Source organism: Stenotrophomonas sp. NPDC077420 (genome assembly GCF_044543385.1).
GTDB lineage: Bacteria > Pseudomonadota > Gammaproteobacteria > Xanthomonadales > Xanthomonadaceae > Stenotrophomonas.
Genome location: NZ_JBITVZ010000011.1, coordinates 83,862 through 100,091, shown reverse-complemented (window position 1 = coordinate 100,091; position 16,230 = coordinate 83,862). Strand labels below are relative to the sequence as shown.

Below are 16,230 nucleotides of genomic sequence, written 5' to 3'. Positions count from 1 at the left end.
GCTACACCTCCAGGGCGTAGCCCACGCCGCGGTGGGTGCGGATCGGGTCGGGATCGGCGCCGGCCGCGCGCAGCTTGGCGCGCAGGGTCTTCACGTGGGTGTCGACGGTGCGGTCGGCGCTGTCGGCGGCACTGTCCCAGCCCCGGTCCATCAGCTGGGCGCGGCTGAGGATCGCCCCGGGCCGCTGCAGCAGCGCAGCCAGCAGCGCGTATTCGTAGCGGGTCAGCTCCAGCGCCTGGCCATCGAAGCGGATGCGGCGTCCTTCGCGGTCGATGGCGAAACGCCCGTGGGGCTGCCAGCCTGCCGTTCCAACCTCGACCCCCGACCCGCTGCGGCGCAGGCGGGCGCGTACCCGCGCCACCAGCTCGCGCGGGGAGAAGGGCTTGGCCATGTAGTCGTCGGCACCCAGCTCCAGGCCCAGGACCCGATCGAACTCGTCATTGCGCGCGGTCAGGAAGATCACCGGCACCTGGCTGAAGGTGCGCAGGGTGCGGCACACCTCGAAGCCGCTCATGTCCGGCAGGCCCACGTCCAGCACCACCACGTCCACCGGCGCCTGGCGCAGCTGCTGCAGCGCCTGGGCGCCCAGCAGGCAGTGCTGGGCACCATAGCCCTCGCTGCGCAGCGCGTAGAGCACGGTATCGGCGATGGCGGTTTCGTCTTCGACGACCAGGACGGTATGCAGGGGCCGGTTCATGCGCGCAGCATAGCCGCTGGGGCCGCCGCGCCGTACACTGCGCCGATGAATTACCACCACGCCTTCCATGCCGGCAACCATGCCGATGTGCTCAAGCACATCGTGCAGCTTGCCCTGCTCGACAGCTTCAAGCGCAAGGACAGCCCGTTCTTCGTGCTGGACACCCACGCCGGCGCTGGCCGCTACCTGCTGGCCAGCGAGGAAAGCCGCAAGACGCTGGAGGCCGAAGACGGCGTGATGCGGCTGATGGCGCAGCCGACCCTGCCCGCCGTGGTGGAGCGCTACCTCAAGGCGGTGCAGGCCGACAACCCGGTCGGGGCAATGATCAGCTACCCCGGATCGCCGCTGCTCAGCGCCCAGGCCATGCGCGAACAGGACCGCATGGCCGTGTGCGAACTGCAGGACGCTGAAGCGGCTGCGCTCAAAGCGCTGTTCGCGCATGACAGCCGCGTGGCGGTGCTGCATGCCGACGGCTACGCACAGAACAAGGCGCTGCTGCCGCCCAAGGCCAACGGGGTGAAGATCGGCCGCGGCCTGGTCCTGATCGACCCGCCGTACGAGGGCCAGGATGCCGAATACCAGCGCATCCTCGCCTCGGTCAGCGAGATCCTGGGCCGTTGGCCGCAGGCCAGCTTCGCGATCTGGTTCCCGATCAAGCAGCGCCGTACCATCCTGCACTTCCTGCGCAAGGCCTGCGCCCTGCCGGTCAAATCGGTGCTTACAGTAGAACTACTGGTGCGGCCCGACGACTCTCCCCTCAGGCTAAACGGCAGCGGCATGCTGTTGCTCAACCCGCCGTGGCAGTTCGACCAGGTCCTGGCACCCGCGATGCCCGCACTGAAGCAGCACCTGGGCGAAGCAGGAGCCAGTACCCGCCTGCAGTGGCTCAAGCAGGCGGAATGACGGGTGTGAGCGTTCCGTTCACGGAACGCAGCCCCGGGGATGCGAGAATCCGAAGACCACCAAGGAACCACCGGTATGGCTACCCGTAACCGCATGCCGCCCTGGCACGAAATCTTCAAGGCTCCCAGCGGCCATGAACTGCTGATCCGCCCGATCCGTCCCGAAGACGGTGAACCGCTTCGCGCTGCCTTCAGCCTGTTCGGCCCGGAAGAAATCCGCGACCGCATGCTGAAGTCGGTCAATGAGCTCTCTTCCGAAGAAGCGCAGCGGCTGACTCATCCCAACGTCAAGTCCGAGATCACCCTGGTCGCGGCCGAAACGCTGCCGGCCGGTGAGGCCGTCGTGGGCGCACTGGCCCGCGCCTCGATCGTGCAGGGCACCCGCGAGGCGGAATACGCCATCCTGATCAGCCACTTCCTGATCGGCCAGGGCCTGGGCCGGCAGTTGATGCGCAAGCTGGTCAAGTGGGCGCGTGGCAAGTACCTGGACCGCCTGTACGGCGACGTGCTGGAAGAAAACGTACCGATGAAGCAGCTGGCCGCGTCGCTGGGCTTCAAGCAGATACCGCACCCGAAGGAAACCCCCGGGCTGGTGCGCATGGTGCTGGAGCTCGACCCGGGTCAGTAAGCCGCCATCACATGGCCGTCTGCTAAAATCGGCGGCTCATGTCACGCACTTCCTATCCCGCTCCGCCGCTGCCCCGCTCCGGCCAGCTCCGCGCCTGGTGGCGCGCTCCCGCATCGCCGACGGCACTGGCGTGGTACATCGCCCGTGCTGCCGATGTGCACGATGGGCCGTTGCTGGTCATCGCGCGCGACAACCATGGCGCCAACCAGATCGAGTCCGACCTGCGCACCCTGCTGGGCAGCGCGTCGGACCTGCCCGTGGTGGCGTTCCCGGACTGGGAAACCCTGCCCTACGACGCCTTCAGCCCGCACCCGGACATCATCTCGCAGCGCCTGGCCGCGCTGCACCAGCTGCCGACGCTGCGCCGTGGGATCGTGGTGGTGCCGGTGCAGACCGTGCTGCAGCACCTGGCGCCGCTCAAGTACATCATCGGCGGCAGCTTCGACCTGAAGGTCGGCCAGCGCCTGGATCTGGATGCGGAAAAGCGCCGGCTGGAAGCGGCCGCCTACCGCAACGTGCCGCAGGTGATGGACCCGGGCGATTTCGCCGTGCGCGGCGGCCTGCTCGATGTGTTCCCGATGGGGGCCGAGGCGCCCCTGCGCATCGAACTGCTGGACGAAGATATCGATTCGATCCGCGCCTTCGACCCGGAAAGCCAGCGGTCGCTGGACAAGGTCGACGCGGTGCGCATGCTGCCCGGCCGCGAAGTGCCGCTGGACGAACTGAGCGTGTCGCGGGTGCTGGCCACCCTGCGCGAACGCTTCGACGTGGATACCCGGCGCAGTGCGCTGTACCAGGATCTGAAATCCGGCCTGGCCCCGGCAGGGGTGGAGTACTACCTGCCGCTGTTCTTCGACCAGACCGCCACGCTGTTTGACTACCTGCAGGCCAATGCGCTGCCGGTGATCGCCCCCGGCGTGGGCGAAGCGGCGGCCTCGTTCTGGGCGCAGACCCAGAACCGCTATGAGCAGCGCCGGCATGATGTGGAGCGCCCGTTGCTGGCGCCGACCGAGCTGTACCTCAGCCCCGAGGCACTCAACGCGCGCTTGAACACGCTGCCGCGCATCGAGGTGTGGGGCGCGGACCACGCCCGCCTCGAAGAGGCCACGCCGCTGGGCGACCAGCCACTGCCGCCACTGCCGGTGGCGGCGCGTGATGCGCCTGCCGGCGAGGCGCTGAAATCGTTCCTTGGCCACTATCCCGGCCGCGTACTGATCGCCGCCGATTCGCCCGGTCGCCGCGAAGCGCTGCTGGAGGTGCTTCAGGCCGCTGAGCTGAAGCCGCCCGTGGTAGGCGACCTGCCGACCTTCCTGGCCGACGCGTCGCAGCGCTTTGCGATCACCGTGGCGCCGCTGGAAGACGGCTTCGCGCTGGACACCCCGGCGCTGGCAGTACTGACCGAGCGCCAGCTGTTCCCCGAGCGCGCCGGCACCACCCGGCGCAGCCGCCGGGTCGGGCGCGAGCCGGAAGCGATCATCCGCGACCTGGGCGAGCTCACCGAAGGTGCTCCGATCGTCCATGAAGACCACGGCGTCGGTCGCTACCGCGGGCTGATCGTGCTCCACGCCGGCGGCATGCCGGGCGAGTTCCTGGAAATCGAATACGCCAAGGGCGACCGGCTGTACGTGCCGGTGGCCCAGCTGCACCTGATCAGCCGCTACTCCGGCGCCTCGCCGGAGACCGCGCCGCTGCATTCGCTCGGTGGCGAACAGTGGAGCAAGGCCAAGCGCCGCGCGGCCGAGAAGGTCCGTGACGTGGCCGCCGAACTGCTGGAAATCCAGGCCCGCCGCCGTGCGCGCGCCGGCCTGGCGCTGCACGTGGACCGCGCGATGTACGAGCCGTTCGCGGCCGGCTTCCCGTTCGAGGAAACCCCGGACCAGATCGCCGCGATCGAAGCGACCCTGCGCGACCTGGCCAGCAGCCAGCCGATGGACCGCGTGGTCTGCGGCGACGTGGGCTTCGGCAAGACCGAGGTAGCGGTGCGCGCCGCGTTCGCTGCCGCCAGTGCGGGCAAGCAGGTGGCGGTGCTGGTGCCGACCACGCTGCTGGCCGAACAGCATTACCGCAACTTCCGCGACCGCTTCGCCGACTGGCCGCTACGGGTGGAAGTGCTGTCGCGCTTCAAGAGCACCAAGGAAATCAAAGCCGAGCTGGAGAAGGTGGCCGCCGGCACCATCGACGTGATCATCGGTACCCACCGCCTGCTGCAGCCGGACGTGAAGTTCAAGGACCTGGGCCTGGTGGTGGTGGATGAGGAACAGCGCTTCGGCGTGCGTCAGAAGGAAGCGCTGAAGGCGATGCGCGCCAACGTGCACCTGCTGACCCTGACCGCCACGCCGATCCCGCGCACGCTCAACATGGCCATGGCCGGGCTGCGCGACCTGTCGATCATCGCTACCCCGCCGCCGAACCGGCTGGCGGTGCAGACCTTCATTACCGCCTGGGACAACGCCCTGCTGCGCGAGGCGTTCCAGCGCGAACTGGCGCGTGGTGGCCAGCTGTATTTCCTGCACAACGACGTGGAAAGCATCGGCCGCATGCAGCGCGACCTGGCCGAGCTGGTGCCGGAGGCGCGCATCGGCATCGCCCACGGGCAGATGCCCGAGCGCGAGCTGGAACGGGTGATGCTGGACTTCCAGAAGCAGCGCTACAACGTGCTGCTGTCGACCACGATCATCGAATCGGGCATCGACATCCCCAACGCCAACACCATCATCATCAACCGCGCCGACCGCTTCGGCCTGGCCCAGCTGCACCAGCTGCGCGGCCGCGTCGGTCGTTCGCACCACCGCGCCTACGCGTACCTGGTGGTGCCGGACAAGCGCTCGATGACGCCCGATGCGGAAAAGCGCCTGGAAGCCATCGCCTCGATGGACGAGCTGGGCGCCGGGTTCACCCTCGCCACGCACGACCTGGAAATCCGCGGTGCCGGCGAACTGCTGGGCGAAGACCAGAGCGGGCAGATGGCCGAGGTCGGCTTCAGCCTCTACACCGAACTGCTGGAACGCGCGGTGCGCAGCATCCGGCTGGGCAAGCTGCCCGACCTGGATGCGGGCGAGGAAGTCCGCGGTGCCGAGGTGGAACTGCATGTACCGGCGTTGATCCCGGACGACTACCTGCCCGACGTGCACACCCGACTGACCCTGTACAAGCGCATCAGCAGCGCGCGCGACAGTGCCGAGCTGCGTGAGCTGCAGGTGGAAATGATCGATCGCTTCGGGTTGCTGCCGGATGCGGCCAAGCACCTGTTCGCGGTGGCCGAGCTGAAGCTGCAGTGCAACGCACTGGGCATCCGCAAGCTGGAGCTGGGCGAGAACGGCGGCCGCATCGTGTTCGAGGCGCAGCCGCGCATCGACCCGATGGCGGTGATCCAGATGATCCAGAAGCAGCCCAAGCTGTACACCATGGATGGCCCGGACAAGCTGCGGATCAAGGTGCCGCTGCCGTTGCCCGAAGACCGCTTCAACGCGGCCAAGGCGCTGCTGACCACGCTGGCGCCGGGCTGACCGCCCGCGACGGTAGAGCCGACGGTAGAGCCGACTGTTAGTCGGCTACGCGGACTGACCGCCCCGCGACGGTAGAGCCGACTGTTAGTCGGCTACGCGGACCGTACCCGAGCGCGGAGAGAAGCGGACTAACAGTCCGCTCTACCGTCGGCTCTACCGTCCGCTCTACCTCGGACGCCGCGTGTACAAAAAAGGGCCCGGCATCGCCGGGCCCTTTTGCTTACCAGATCACCACGCGCTTGTCGTCGGCGCGCACCATCGCGTCGCCCGGCTTGCACTCGAATGCCTGCGCGAACGCCGGCATGTTCGACGGCGCGCCATTGGCACGGAAGTTCGCCGGCGCATGCGGGTCGGTGTTCAGGCGCACGCGCAGTTCGCCGTCGGTGAAGTTGCGGCGCCACACGGTGGCCCAGTTCATGAAGAAACGCTGGTCCTGGCTGTGGCCATCCACGGCGACATTGGCCTTGGGGTTTTCCTTCAACGCCATCTGCAGCGCGTCGTAGGCCACGGTCAGGCCGCCCAGGTCGCCGATGTTCTCGCCCAGGGTCAGCTTGCCTTTCACATTCACGCCCGGCAGCGATTCGTAGCCGTCGAACTGCGCCACCAGCTGGTCGGTGCGACCGGTGAAGGCCTTGCGGTCGGCGTCGGTCCACCAGTTGTCGAAGTTGCCGTTGGCAGCGAACTGGCTGCCCGAATCATCGTAGCCGTGCATCATTTCGTGGCCGATCACCGCACCGATGCCGCCGTAGTTCAGCGCCGGATCGGCCTTGGCGTCGAAGAACGGCGCCTGCAGGATCGCCGCCGGGAACACGATCTCGTTCTTGGTCGCGTTGTAGTAGGCATTGACCGTCTGCGGGGTCATGCCCCACTCGGTCTTGTCGACCGGCTTGCCGATCTTGTCGAGCATGTAGCGGTAGTTGAACGCGCGCGCGGCCTGCATGTTGCCCAGGTAGCTGTCGGCGTTGGTCTCAAGGCCCGACCAGTCGCGCCACTTGTCCGGGTAACCGATCTTCGGGGTGAAGCTGGCCCACTTCTCCAGCGCCTTCTTGCGGGTGTCTTCGCCCATCCACTCCAGCTTCTCCAGGCGCGCCTTCAGTGCCACCGAGAGGTTTTCCACCAGGTGCTGCATCTGTTCCTTGGACTCGGCCGGGAACACCGCGTCCACGTACAGCTGGCCAAGGCCTTCGCCGATGGAGGTGTTGACCGACTCCAGCACGCGCTTCCAGCGCGGCTGCATTTCCTTCTGGCCCCGCAGGGTGGTGCCGTAGAAGTCGAAGTTGGCCTTTTCGAAGGCGCTGCTCAGGTACGGCGCAGCGTCATCGACGGTGTGGAAGCGCAGGTAGGCCTGCCACGTGGACGCCGGTACGTCGACCAGCATCTTGTCCACCTCGCTGAAGAAGCCCGGCTGGGCCAGGGAGAACTTCTGCGCGGCCGGCACCTTCAGGGTGTCGAACAGCGCGGTCCAGCTGAAGTTCGGGGTCAGCTTGTCCGCTTCAGCAGCGCTGACCGGGTTGTAGCGCTTGGACGGGTCACGCAGTTCGATGCGCGACAGCGACGCCTTGGCCAGGCGGGTTTCAACGTCCATCACTGCCTGGGCGTCGGTCTTGGCCTGGGCGGCATCGACGCCGGACAGGGTCAGCGCCTGCGCGATGTAGGCCACGTAGGCATCGCGGATCTTCGCCTGCGACGCGTCGAGGTAGTAGCCCTTCTCCGGCAGGCCGAGGCCGCCCTGGCCGACGTAGGCGATGACGTTGCCCGAATCCTTGTAATCGGCATTGGCGAACAGCGAGAACAGCACGCCCTGGCCCTGCGCCTGGGTGTCGCGCAGGTACTGGGTGATGGCGGCGGTGTCGTTGAGCGCGGCGATCCGGTCCAGCTGCGGCTGCAGCGGGGCGATGCCGGCCGCTTCGATCTTCGCTTCGTCCGAGCCGGTCTTCCAGATGTCGCCGATCTTGGCTTCCACCGAACCGGCCTTGGCCTGGCTGGCGGCGGCCTGCTGGACCAGCGCGTGCTGCACTTCAAGCGAGCGCTCGCGCAGGATCTCGAAGCTGCCCCAGGTGGTCTGGTCGTTCGGCACCGGGTTGGCCTTGAGCCACTTGCTGTTGACGAAGCCGTTGAGGTCGGTACACGCGGCGATGGCCGGATCCAGGTCAGCGCTGTTGAGCGAGATCAGCGGCGTCTTGATCTGGGACAGGTCGAAGGCCGGCTTGGCGGCATCGGCCTCGGCGGTGGCCGCCGCGGGGGTCTCGGTCTTGTTGCAGGCCGCCAGCGACACGGCGATGGCAACGGTCAGGCCCAGCGGGGCCAGCTTGGAAAACGTCATTGAACTCTCCGGCTACGGTTGGCTGCCCGCAGGGCGGGCAGTCTGCCAGCGTAGCGCGGCGGCGTCGGCGCAAGGACCGGCCAAAGGTCACGGGCTGTATCGACCAACGGTCGATACCTACCAGAGCCCGGCCGCCAGGTGCGGACCGTGGGTCCACCCGCCCGGTAGGTGCGGACCGTGGGTCCGCACGCATGGTAGATGCGGACCGTTGGTCCGCCCGCCCGGTAGGTGCGGACCGTTGGTCCGCACGCATGGTAGGTGCGGACCGTTGTTCCGCCCGCCCGGTAGGTGCGGACCGTTGGTCCGCACGCACGGGGCCCATGGCGGTCCACCCCGGTGGATGTCTACCGCGCCTTGCCCTGGTTCGCCACCGCTTCGGCGGCCTTGCGCGCTGCTTCCGGGTCGCCCAGGTAGCGGAACGACTGCACGGTGAGGTCGTCGTTGAGCTCGAACAGCAGCGGGATGCCGGTCGGGATGTTGAGCTCCAGGATGGCGTCCTGCGAGACGTTGTTGAGGTACTTGTACAGGGCGCGCAACGAGTTGCCATGCGCGGTGACCAGCACGGTCTTGCCGTCCTTCAGCTGCGGGGCGATGGCGTCGAACCAGTACGGCAGCACGCGTTCCAGGGTGGTCGCCAGCGATTCGGTGCCCGGCAGCGCGTTGCGGTCCAGGCCGGCATAGCGACGGTCGTGGATCGGGTGGCCCGGATCCTCGCGGTCCATCGCCGGCGGCGGGATGTCGTAGGAACGGCGCCAGATCTTGACCTGGTCTTCGCCGTGCTTCGCAGCGGTTTCAGCCTTGTCCAGGCCCTGCAGCCCACCGTAGTGGCGCTCGTTGAGGCGCCAGCTCTTGCTCACCGGCAGCCAGTCCTGGTCCAGCTCGGCCAGCGCGCCCTGCAGGGTGTGGATGGCACGCTTGAGCACCGAGGTATGCGCCACGTCGAACTGCAGCCCTTCCTCGCGCATCAGGTGACCGGCAGCGGCGGCTTCGCGGCGGCCCTGCTCGGTCAGCTCCACGTCCACCCAACCAGTGAAGCGGTTGTCCAGGTTCCACTGGCTCTGGCCGTGGCGCAACAGTACGAGTTTCCGGGTCACTGCGGTTTCTCCGAGGGATGGCAAGGCAGGCCGCCATTGTAGCGGCAACCCCGCCGCCCCTGCCCTGCCCCCGTCGGTTCAGGGATGCGGGTGCCCGTGGTGGCCCTGCGCATCCGGACCGGCGCGGCGCGGTTCGTGCACCCGGGCATGCGCGTGTGCGGCGTGGTCGTGGCCAGGGTGGCCGTGTTCATGCGCGTGGCCGTGCGCAGCGGGCGCGCCGTCGCCGCAGTCATCGCCGCAGTGGTCTGTCTCGACCTGCAGGGTGACATGGTCGATGCCGAAGTCCTCATGCAACGCCGAACCGAGTTGGCGGCGCAGACCGTCCGCATCCACGCCTTCGGCGACCACCACGTGCGCGGTCAGTGCCGGCGTGCTCGATGCCAGCGCCCACACATGCAGATCGTGCACATCCTGCACGCCCGCGTGCGCGCACAACCGCGCACGCACCGCCTCCACCTGGATGCCCTTGGGCACGCCTTCCAGCAGCACGTTGATCGCCTCGCGCATCAGCACCCAGGTGCGCGGCAGCACCCACAGCCCGATCAGCACCGCCAGGATCGGATCGATCGGCTTCCAGCCGGTCCAGCGGATCAGCAGCGCGCCGATGATCACCGCCACCGAACCCAGCATGTCCGCCCACACTTCCAGGTAGGCACCTTTGACGTTGAGGCTTTCACCGCTGCCGGCACGCAGCAGGCGCATCGAGATCAGATTGATCAACAGCCCGAACGCGGCGATCACCAGCATCCCGGTGGAGGCGATCTCCTGCGGCTGGCGGAAGCGTGCCACTGCTTCCCAGAGGATGTAACCGGCCACCACGAACAGCATGCCGCCGTTGACCATCGCGCCGAGTGCTTCCAGCCGCGCATAACCGTAGGTGCGGCGTGCGTCGGGCGGGCGCCGGCTCAGGCGCACCGCCACCAGCGCGATCATCAGCGCCAGCGTGTCGGTGGCCATGTGCGCCGCGTCGGACAACAGCGCCAGGCTGTTGGTCCAGAACGCGCCCACCACCTCGACGAGCAGGAAGGTGGTGGTCAGGCCCAGCGCCCACCACAACGGTGTCTCGTGGCGGATTTCGCTGGGCAGGTGATCGTGGTCGTGGCCCATGGGCAACAGCTCCTGTGCAATGCGACACAGCCTACTGCGCGGCGGGCCCGGGAGACTATTACGTTGTTTATAACGTTGCACAGCACATGTGCGCCGCCCGCACATCCCTCGAAGGAGGGATTCGACACGCCCGCCCACGTCAAATAATATTGATTCTCACTTGCTTCCCGCCTGCGTCGACGCCCTGATGCCCGCTTTGCCCCCCTCCTCCACGTCCGCGTCCACGGGGCGCCCTGCCCGCCGCGCGGGTGCCCGCGAGCGCGGCAACGGGGTGCTCTGGGCGAGGGGCGGTCTCGCCCTGCTTGGGGGGTATGCGGTGGCCGCCTGCTGGGCGGCGGCCCTGGCCCGCGTGCTGCCGGGCAGCCTGGCGGACACGGCGCTGGTCGCCACCATGGCGTCGTTCGTGGTCTACACCCTGGCTGCGATCTGGGCCTACGCCGCGCGCAGCAGCGCACGCGCCGCCGTCGGCCTGGCCGCGGCGGCCGCCCCGGCCCTGCTGCTGTTCCTGATGCTGCGCGGGGGCGCGGCATGAGCCAGGGCTTCCGGCAGTCGCAGGCGGTACTCCACACCTGGTCCGGGCTGGTGGTCGGCTGGGTGCTGTACCTGATCTTCATTGCCGGCACCGCCAGCTACTGGCGGGTGGAACTGAGCCGCTGGATGCAGCCGGAACTGGGCCTGCCGGCGAGCGCCGAGGTCGCGCTCGACCAGGCCCAGGCGTTCCTGGCACGGACCGCGCCGGATGCCCGCCGCTGGTCGATTGAACTGCCCGGCAGCCGCGGTAGCGCCACGTCGGTGCGCTGGCAGCCCAAGGACGCGCCGGAACCGAAGCGCGGGCAGCCCAATCCATGGCAGGCCACGCTCGACGCCAGCGGCGAACCGGTGCAGGCGCGCGACACGCGCGGCGGCGACTTCTTCTACCGCCTGCACTTCGACCTGCACTACGTGCCGGTGATCTGGGCGCGTTGGTTCGTGTGCTTCTGCACGATGTTCATGCTGGTGGCCATCGTCAGCGGCGTGATCACCCACAAGAAGATCTTCGCCGACTTCTTCACCCTGCGCCGCGGCAAGGGCCAGCGCAGCTGGCTGGACGGGCACAACGCGCTGGCCGTGCTGTCGCTGCCGTTCCATCTGATGATCACCTACACCGGGTTGATCACGCTGATGACCGTGTACATGCCGTGGGCCGTGGATGCCAACTTCGGCGGGCGCGATGCGTTCTTCGCCGAGCTGTTCCCGCGCGAGGCCAAGGTCGAGCCGCTGGGCCAGGCCGCCACGCCACCGGCACTGGCGGCCCTGTTGCCGGTGGCCGCGCGGCAGTGGGGCGAAGGCCATGCCGCCTCCGTGGTGGTCGACCAGCCCGGCGATGCGGCGATGCGCATCACCCTGCGCCGCGACAGTGGCGACCGCATTGCCGACAGCGGCGAACCGCTGCGCTTCGATGCCCGCGGCACGCTGCAGGGTGACGCCCCGCAACGCTCGGCCACCGTGTACACCCGCGACGGCATGATCGGCATGCACGCCGGCCGTTTCGCCCCCACCGCGATGCGCTGGCTGTTCTTCCTGTCCGGCGTGGCCGGCACGCTGATGGTGGCTACCGGGCTGGTGCTGTGGACGGTGAAGCGGCGCGAACAGCTGCCCGATCCCGCCCGCCCGCACCTGGGTTTCCGCATCGTGGAGCGCCTGAACATCGGCTTCGTGGCCGGCCTGCCGGTGGCGATGCTCGCGTTCCTGTGGGGCAACCGGCTGCTGCCGGCCGCACTGGAGCAACGCTCCAAGGCTGAAATCAGCGTGTTCTTTGCCGCGTGGGCGGTGTGCCTGCTGCATGCCACGCTGCGCCTGCCGCGCCGCGCGTGGGTGGAACAGCTCGCCTGCGCAGGCGCGCTCGCCGTGCTGCTGCCGGTGTTCAACGTGGCGGCCTGGCACGGCGGCATGTTCACTGCTTTTGCCGCAGGCGACCTGGCCAAGGGCGGCATGGATGTCGGCCTGCTGCTGATCGGTGTCGGCCTGTTGTGGGCCGCGCGCAAGGTAAACCGGCATGTGCCGGCGCAGCGACGCGTGCGTGCGCAACGCGCCAGCGCAGCCACCGCGACCGGGCCCGGCGCATGACCGTGCTTTCCCTGCTGCTGTCGCTGTTCGGCTTTGCCTGCCTGTCGCTGGCCATGGAACGCCACCACCGGGATATCTTCGGTACCGCCCCTGCGCCGGCGCGCCGCCGCCGGCTGCGGCTGCTCGGCTGGTTCGCCCTGGGCGCCGCCGTGGCCTGCAGCATCAGCGCCTCGGGCATCGCCTACGGCGTCATCGCCGGTTGCGGCATCCTCGCCGCCGGTGCCGCCCTGCCCCTGCTCTGGCTCAGCTACCGGACCGCGCCCACGGCGCGACCCTCGCCACGCCCCGCCGCATCGCGCGCGCCCGATTCCTGATCTTCGCTGCTACCGAGGTTTTCCCATGTCCCGCTTCCGCACCGCTGGCGCCCCGCGCCGGAACACCCTTGCCCTGTGCCTGGCGCTGGCCGCCACGGCACCCGCTCTGGCGCAGGCCCAATCCGTCGCCACGCCGGACGGGAATACCCCTAAGACCACCGAGCTGGACAAGGTGATGGTCACCCAGCGCACCGAGGGCTACCAGGTGTACGGCACCAACACCGCCACCAAGCTGCCGTTGACCCTGCGCGAAACCCCGCAGTCGCTCACGGTGTTCACCCGCCAGCGCATCGAGGATTTCAACCTCATCACCATCGCTGAGGTGCTGCAGCAGACACCTGGCGTGACCGTGCAGTCCTACGACAGCAACCGCACCCTGTTCACCGCGCGTGGCTTCGCGATCAACAACTTCATGTTCGATGGCGTGCCGACCAACTACACCACCGGTGCCGGCGGCAACTCGATCCTCAGCGATACCTCGATCTACGAGCGCATTGAAATCGTGCGCGGCGCCAGCGGCCTGGTGACCGGCTCGGGCAATCCGTCGGCGACGGTCAACATGGTGCGCAAGCGTCCGACCGACACCTTCCAGGCCAGCACCAGCCTCAGCGCCGGGTCCTGGGACTACCGCCGCGCCGAAGTCGACGTGGGCGGCCCGCTCAGCGCCGGCGGCCGCGTCCGCGGCCGCTTCGTCGGCGCCTACACGGACAAGGAAAGCTGGGTGCGCTTCCAGCACGACACCTCGCCCAGCCTGTATGGCGTGATCGAAGCCGACCTGACCGACAGCACCCGCCTGCGCGGCGGCATCGATTACCTGAAGACCGAGTCCGATGGCGGTGCGTGGAGCGCGTCGCCGCTGTACTTCCGCGACGGCAGCCGGGCGACGATGCCGCGCTCCTACAGCGCGGCGGCGCGCTGGAACGAATGGAACCGCGAGAGCACCAATTACTTCCTCACCCTGGAACAGCAGTTCGGTGCGGGCTGGAGCGGGCGCCTGGCCTACAACCGCCGCGCCACCGACACCGACAGCCTGCTGCTGGCCGGCTCCAATACCGGCAACTGGGCCGACCCGGTCACCGGCCTGGGGCTGCGCATCGCCGATACCTACTCGGTGTCCGAAACCCGCGAAGACGCGTTCGACCTGTACGCGTCCGGTCCGTTCCAGCTGTTCGGCCGTTCGCATGAGCTGGTCGCCGGCATCAACCACTACGACCGCGACCTCGACACGATCCGCGCCGGCATCACCGCGCGCCCGTACAACGTGGCCGCCTTCCCCAGCATCTTCAGCTGGGACGGCATCATCGGCAGACCGACCACGGTCAATTACGGCATCCCCTCCAGCACGGTCAACACCACGGAAACCGGCTACTACGCCGCCGTGCGCCTGAACCCGATGGACGATCTGAAGGTGATCGCAGGCGCGCGCTATTCCGACTACCGCACCACCACCGACAATTTCGACGTCAACGGCAACTTCGCCAGCCGCAGCGCGCGCACCACCGCGCATGAGCCGACCCCGTACCTGGGTGCCATCTACGATCTCAGCGCGAACATCTCCGCGTTCGCCAGCTATTCCGATGTGTTCCAGGCCACCGCGCTGCGCGACATCAACAACCAGCTGCTGGATCCGGTGACCGGCAGCAACTACGAATATGGCTTCAAGGGCGAGTTCTTCGGCGGTCGCCTGTACGGCGCGCTCAATGGCTTCTACATGAAACAGGACAACGTGGCCACGCGCGACCCGGCTGGCGCGGACATCGTGCTGCCTGACGGCAGCGTGCCCTACATCGCCAGCAAGGGCATCGAAACCAACGGCGCCGAATTCGAACTCTCCGGTTCGATCACCGACACCTGGAGCATGACCGGCGGCTACACCTACGCCTACAGCACCAATCCGGACGGCAGCCGTTTCGCCAGCACCAGCCCCATGCACCTGGCCCGGTTCAACACCACCTACCGGCATGGCAACTGGATGGTCGGCGGTGGCGTTACCGTGCAGAGCGCGATCTACCAGCTGCAGCCGATTCCCACCGGCCGTTACACGGCGGCAGGTGCGCCGATCACCGCCAACGGCCAGATGCGCCAGGGCGGCTACATGCTGTTCGACCTGATGGGCCGCTACCGGATCAACGACAACGTGAGCGTGGGCGTGACGGTGACCAACCTGTTCGACAAGGTGTATTACCGCAATGTCGGTTTCTTCAATTCGGGCTACTGGGGCGAGCCGCGGCGGGTGCTGTTCAACCTGCGCGCTGGCTTCTGACGGGCCCCGCCCCCGGTAGGCGACGACCGTTGGTCGTCGCGCCGACGCGGCCGATTCCGCATGGCCGTCAGACCCATCGGGCATACCCGCCGGCGCGGCCGGCGGGTAGCATCGGGCACGCGGCACCCAGCCGCATCCCCGTTCGCCGGAGTTCCGATGCCGCTTCCTGCCCGTTCCGCTGCCGTCCGCCTGATCCTGGCAGGGCTGGCCCTGCTTCCCCTGCTCGCCGCCGCCCGCGAGCTTCCGGCGCCGGCCGAGCATGTGGAGGCCGATGGCCCTTACGTGTTCGCCACCGGGAACGGCCACCAGGCGCAGTGGGTCTGCAACGACCATGTCGTGCAGCGCGAGCTGCCCGCACGCGGCGCCACCACCGTGGTGCTGCCCGAATGCGGCTATCCGCATCCGGTGACCGTGCTGCCGCCGCGCACCGCGCCGGTGGCGCGCCTGCCGGCCACCCCACGCATCGTGGCGCTGTCGGATATCCACGGCCAGTACGGCCTGCTGGTGAAGCTGCTGCGCGCCCATCACGTGATCGACGAGCAGGACCGCTGGTCGCTGGGCGACGCCACCCTGGTGGTGGCCGGGGATGTGTTCGACCGCGGCCCGCAGGTGACCGAAGCGTTCTGGCTGCTGTACAGCCTGCAGCAGCAGGCCGCTGCGGCCGGCGGCGCGGTGCACTTCGTGCTGGGCAACCACGAAACCATGGTGCTGTACGACGACCTGCGCTACGTGAACCCGAAGTACCTCAAGAGCGCGCAGCTGCTCGGGCGCAGCTATCCGGCGCTGTATGGCGCCGATTCGGTGATCGGCCAGTGGCTGCGCACCCGCCCGGTGCTGCTGCAGATCGGCGACACCTTGTTCCTGCATGGCGGCATCGCGCCGGAGAACCTGGAGCTGGTGCGCGGCCTGGAGGCCACCAATACCCTCTACCAGGCGTCGGTCGGCCTGCCCAAGGACCAGGTCAAGGCCGCGCCGGACACCGCGCGCCTGTTTGACGGCAAGACCAGCCCGATCTGGTACCGCGGCTATTTCGACGGGCGCATGGACACCGCGCAGGTCGACACCCTGCTCAAGCAGCTGGACCTCAAGCGCATCGTGGTGGGCCACACCTCGATGCCGCACGTGAGCAGCTTCCATGGTGGGCGCATCATCGCCATCGACAGCAGCATCAAGAAGGGCGAGAACGGCGAGCTGCTGTTCATTGAAAACGACACGGTCAGCCGCGGGCTGCTGGACGGGTCGCGGGTGCCGTTGGCCGACGGCGTCCCTGGCCAGAGCGACTGAGACGGC

Annotated in this window: 12 protein-coding genes; 8 read left to right on the top strand and 4 right to left on the bottom strand. The window is 68.3% G+C overall.

Features of this window, described 5'->3' with window-relative positions:
- Position 1 precedes the first annotated feature (1 nt).
- The gene (creB, locus tag ACIGII_RS12410) at positions 2-697 is read right to left on the bottom strand and encodes a two-component system response regulator CreB (RefSeq protein ID WP_399638498.1); all 696 of its coding nucleotides are present in this window, start codon (positions 695-697) and stop codon (positions 2-4) included.
- Positions 698-742: 45 nt separating this feature from the next.
- Between creB and ACIGII_RS12405 the strand changes: the two genes are divergently transcribed.
- The 3 genes from ACIGII_RS12405 to mfd all read left to right on the top strand — a co-directional run bounded on the left by ACIGII_RS12405 (position 743) and on the right by mfd (position 5,733).
- Positions 743-1,600, top strand: a complete 858-nt coding sequence (locus ACIGII_RS12405; protein ID WP_399638497.1) for a 23S rRNA (adenine(2030)-N(6))-methyltransferase RlmJ — start codon at positions 743-745, stop codon at positions 1,598-1,600.
- A gap of 75 nt (positions 1,601-1,675) precedes the next feature.
- Positions 1,676-2,227, top strand: coding sequence for a GNAT family N-acetyltransferase (locus tag ACIGII_RS12400; RefSeq protein WP_399638495.1), 552 nt, complete (start codon positions 1,676-1,678; stop codon positions 2,225-2,227).
- Positions 2,228-2,265: 38 nt separating this feature from the next.
- Positions 2,266-5,733 carry a transcription-repair coupling factor gene (mfd, locus tag ACIGII_RS12395; protein WP_399638493.1) on the top strand — a complete coding sequence of 1,156 codons (3,468 nt, stop codon included), beginning with the start codon at positions 2,266-2,268 and terminating at the stop codon, positions 5,731-5,733.
- A gap of 220 nt (positions 5,734-5,953) precedes the next feature.
- Here the strand turns inward: mfd and ACIGII_RS12390 are convergent, their stop codons facing one another.
- The 3 genes from ACIGII_RS12390 to ACIGII_RS12380 form a co-directional block, all read right to left on the bottom strand.
- A complete protein-coding gene (locus ACIGII_RS12390) occupies positions 5,954-8,056 on the bottom strand; it encodes a M13 family metallopeptidase (RefSeq protein WP_399638492.1) in 2,103 nt (700 codons plus the stop codon).
- A gap of 344 nt (positions 8,057-8,400) precedes the next feature.
- Complete coding sequence (gene gpmA, locus ACIGII_RS12385; RefSeq protein ID WP_399638491.1) at positions 8,401-9,150, bottom strand: 2,3-diphosphoglycerate-dependent phosphoglycerate mutase; 750 nt, start codon at positions 9,148-9,150, stop codon at positions 8,401-8,403.
- Positions 9,151-9,228: 78 nt separating this feature from the next.
- Entirely contained in the window at positions 9,229-10,257 is a 1,029-nt protein-coding gene (locus ACIGII_RS12380; RefSeq protein ID WP_399638490.1) for a cation diffusion facilitator family transporter, read from the bottom strand.
- A gap of 187 nt (positions 10,258-10,444) precedes the next feature.
- Between ACIGII_RS12380 and ACIGII_RS12375 the strand changes: the two genes are divergently transcribed.
- The 5 genes from ACIGII_RS12375 to ACIGII_RS12355 all read left to right on the top strand — a co-directional run bounded on the left by ACIGII_RS12375 (position 10,445) and on the right by ACIGII_RS12355 (position 16,224).
- Complete coding sequence (locus ACIGII_RS12375; protein ID WP_399638489.1) at positions 10,445-10,789, top strand: hypothetical protein; 345 nt, start codon at positions 10,445-10,447, stop codon at positions 10,787-10,789.
- On the top strand, positions 10,786-12,363 hold the full coding sequence (locus tag ACIGII_RS12370) for a PepSY-associated TM helix domain-containing protein (protein WP_399638488.1): 1,578 nt from the start codon (positions 10,786-10,788) through the stop codon (positions 12,361-12,363). Before ACIGII_RS12375 ends, ACIGII_RS12370 begins: the two co-directional genes overlap by 4 nt.
- Complete coding sequence (locus ACIGII_RS12365; protein ID WP_399638486.1) at positions 12,360-12,677, top strand: DUF3325 domain-containing protein; 318 nt, start codon at positions 12,360-12,362, stop codon at positions 12,675-12,677. Before ACIGII_RS12370 ends, ACIGII_RS12365 begins: the two co-directional genes overlap by 4 nt.
- A gap of 25 nt (positions 12,678-12,702) precedes the next feature.
- Positions 12,703-14,940, top strand: a complete 2,238-nt coding sequence (locus tag ACIGII_RS12360) for a TonB-dependent siderophore receptor (protein WP_399638484.1) — start codon at positions 12,703-12,705, stop codon at positions 14,938-14,940.
- A gap of 156 nt (positions 14,941-15,096) precedes the next feature.
- On the top strand, positions 15,097-16,224 hold the full coding sequence (locus ACIGII_RS12355) for a metallophosphoesterase (protein WP_399638483.1): 1,128 nt from the start codon (positions 15,097-15,099) through the stop codon (positions 16,222-16,224).
- Positions 16,225-16,230 lie beyond the last annotated feature (6 nt).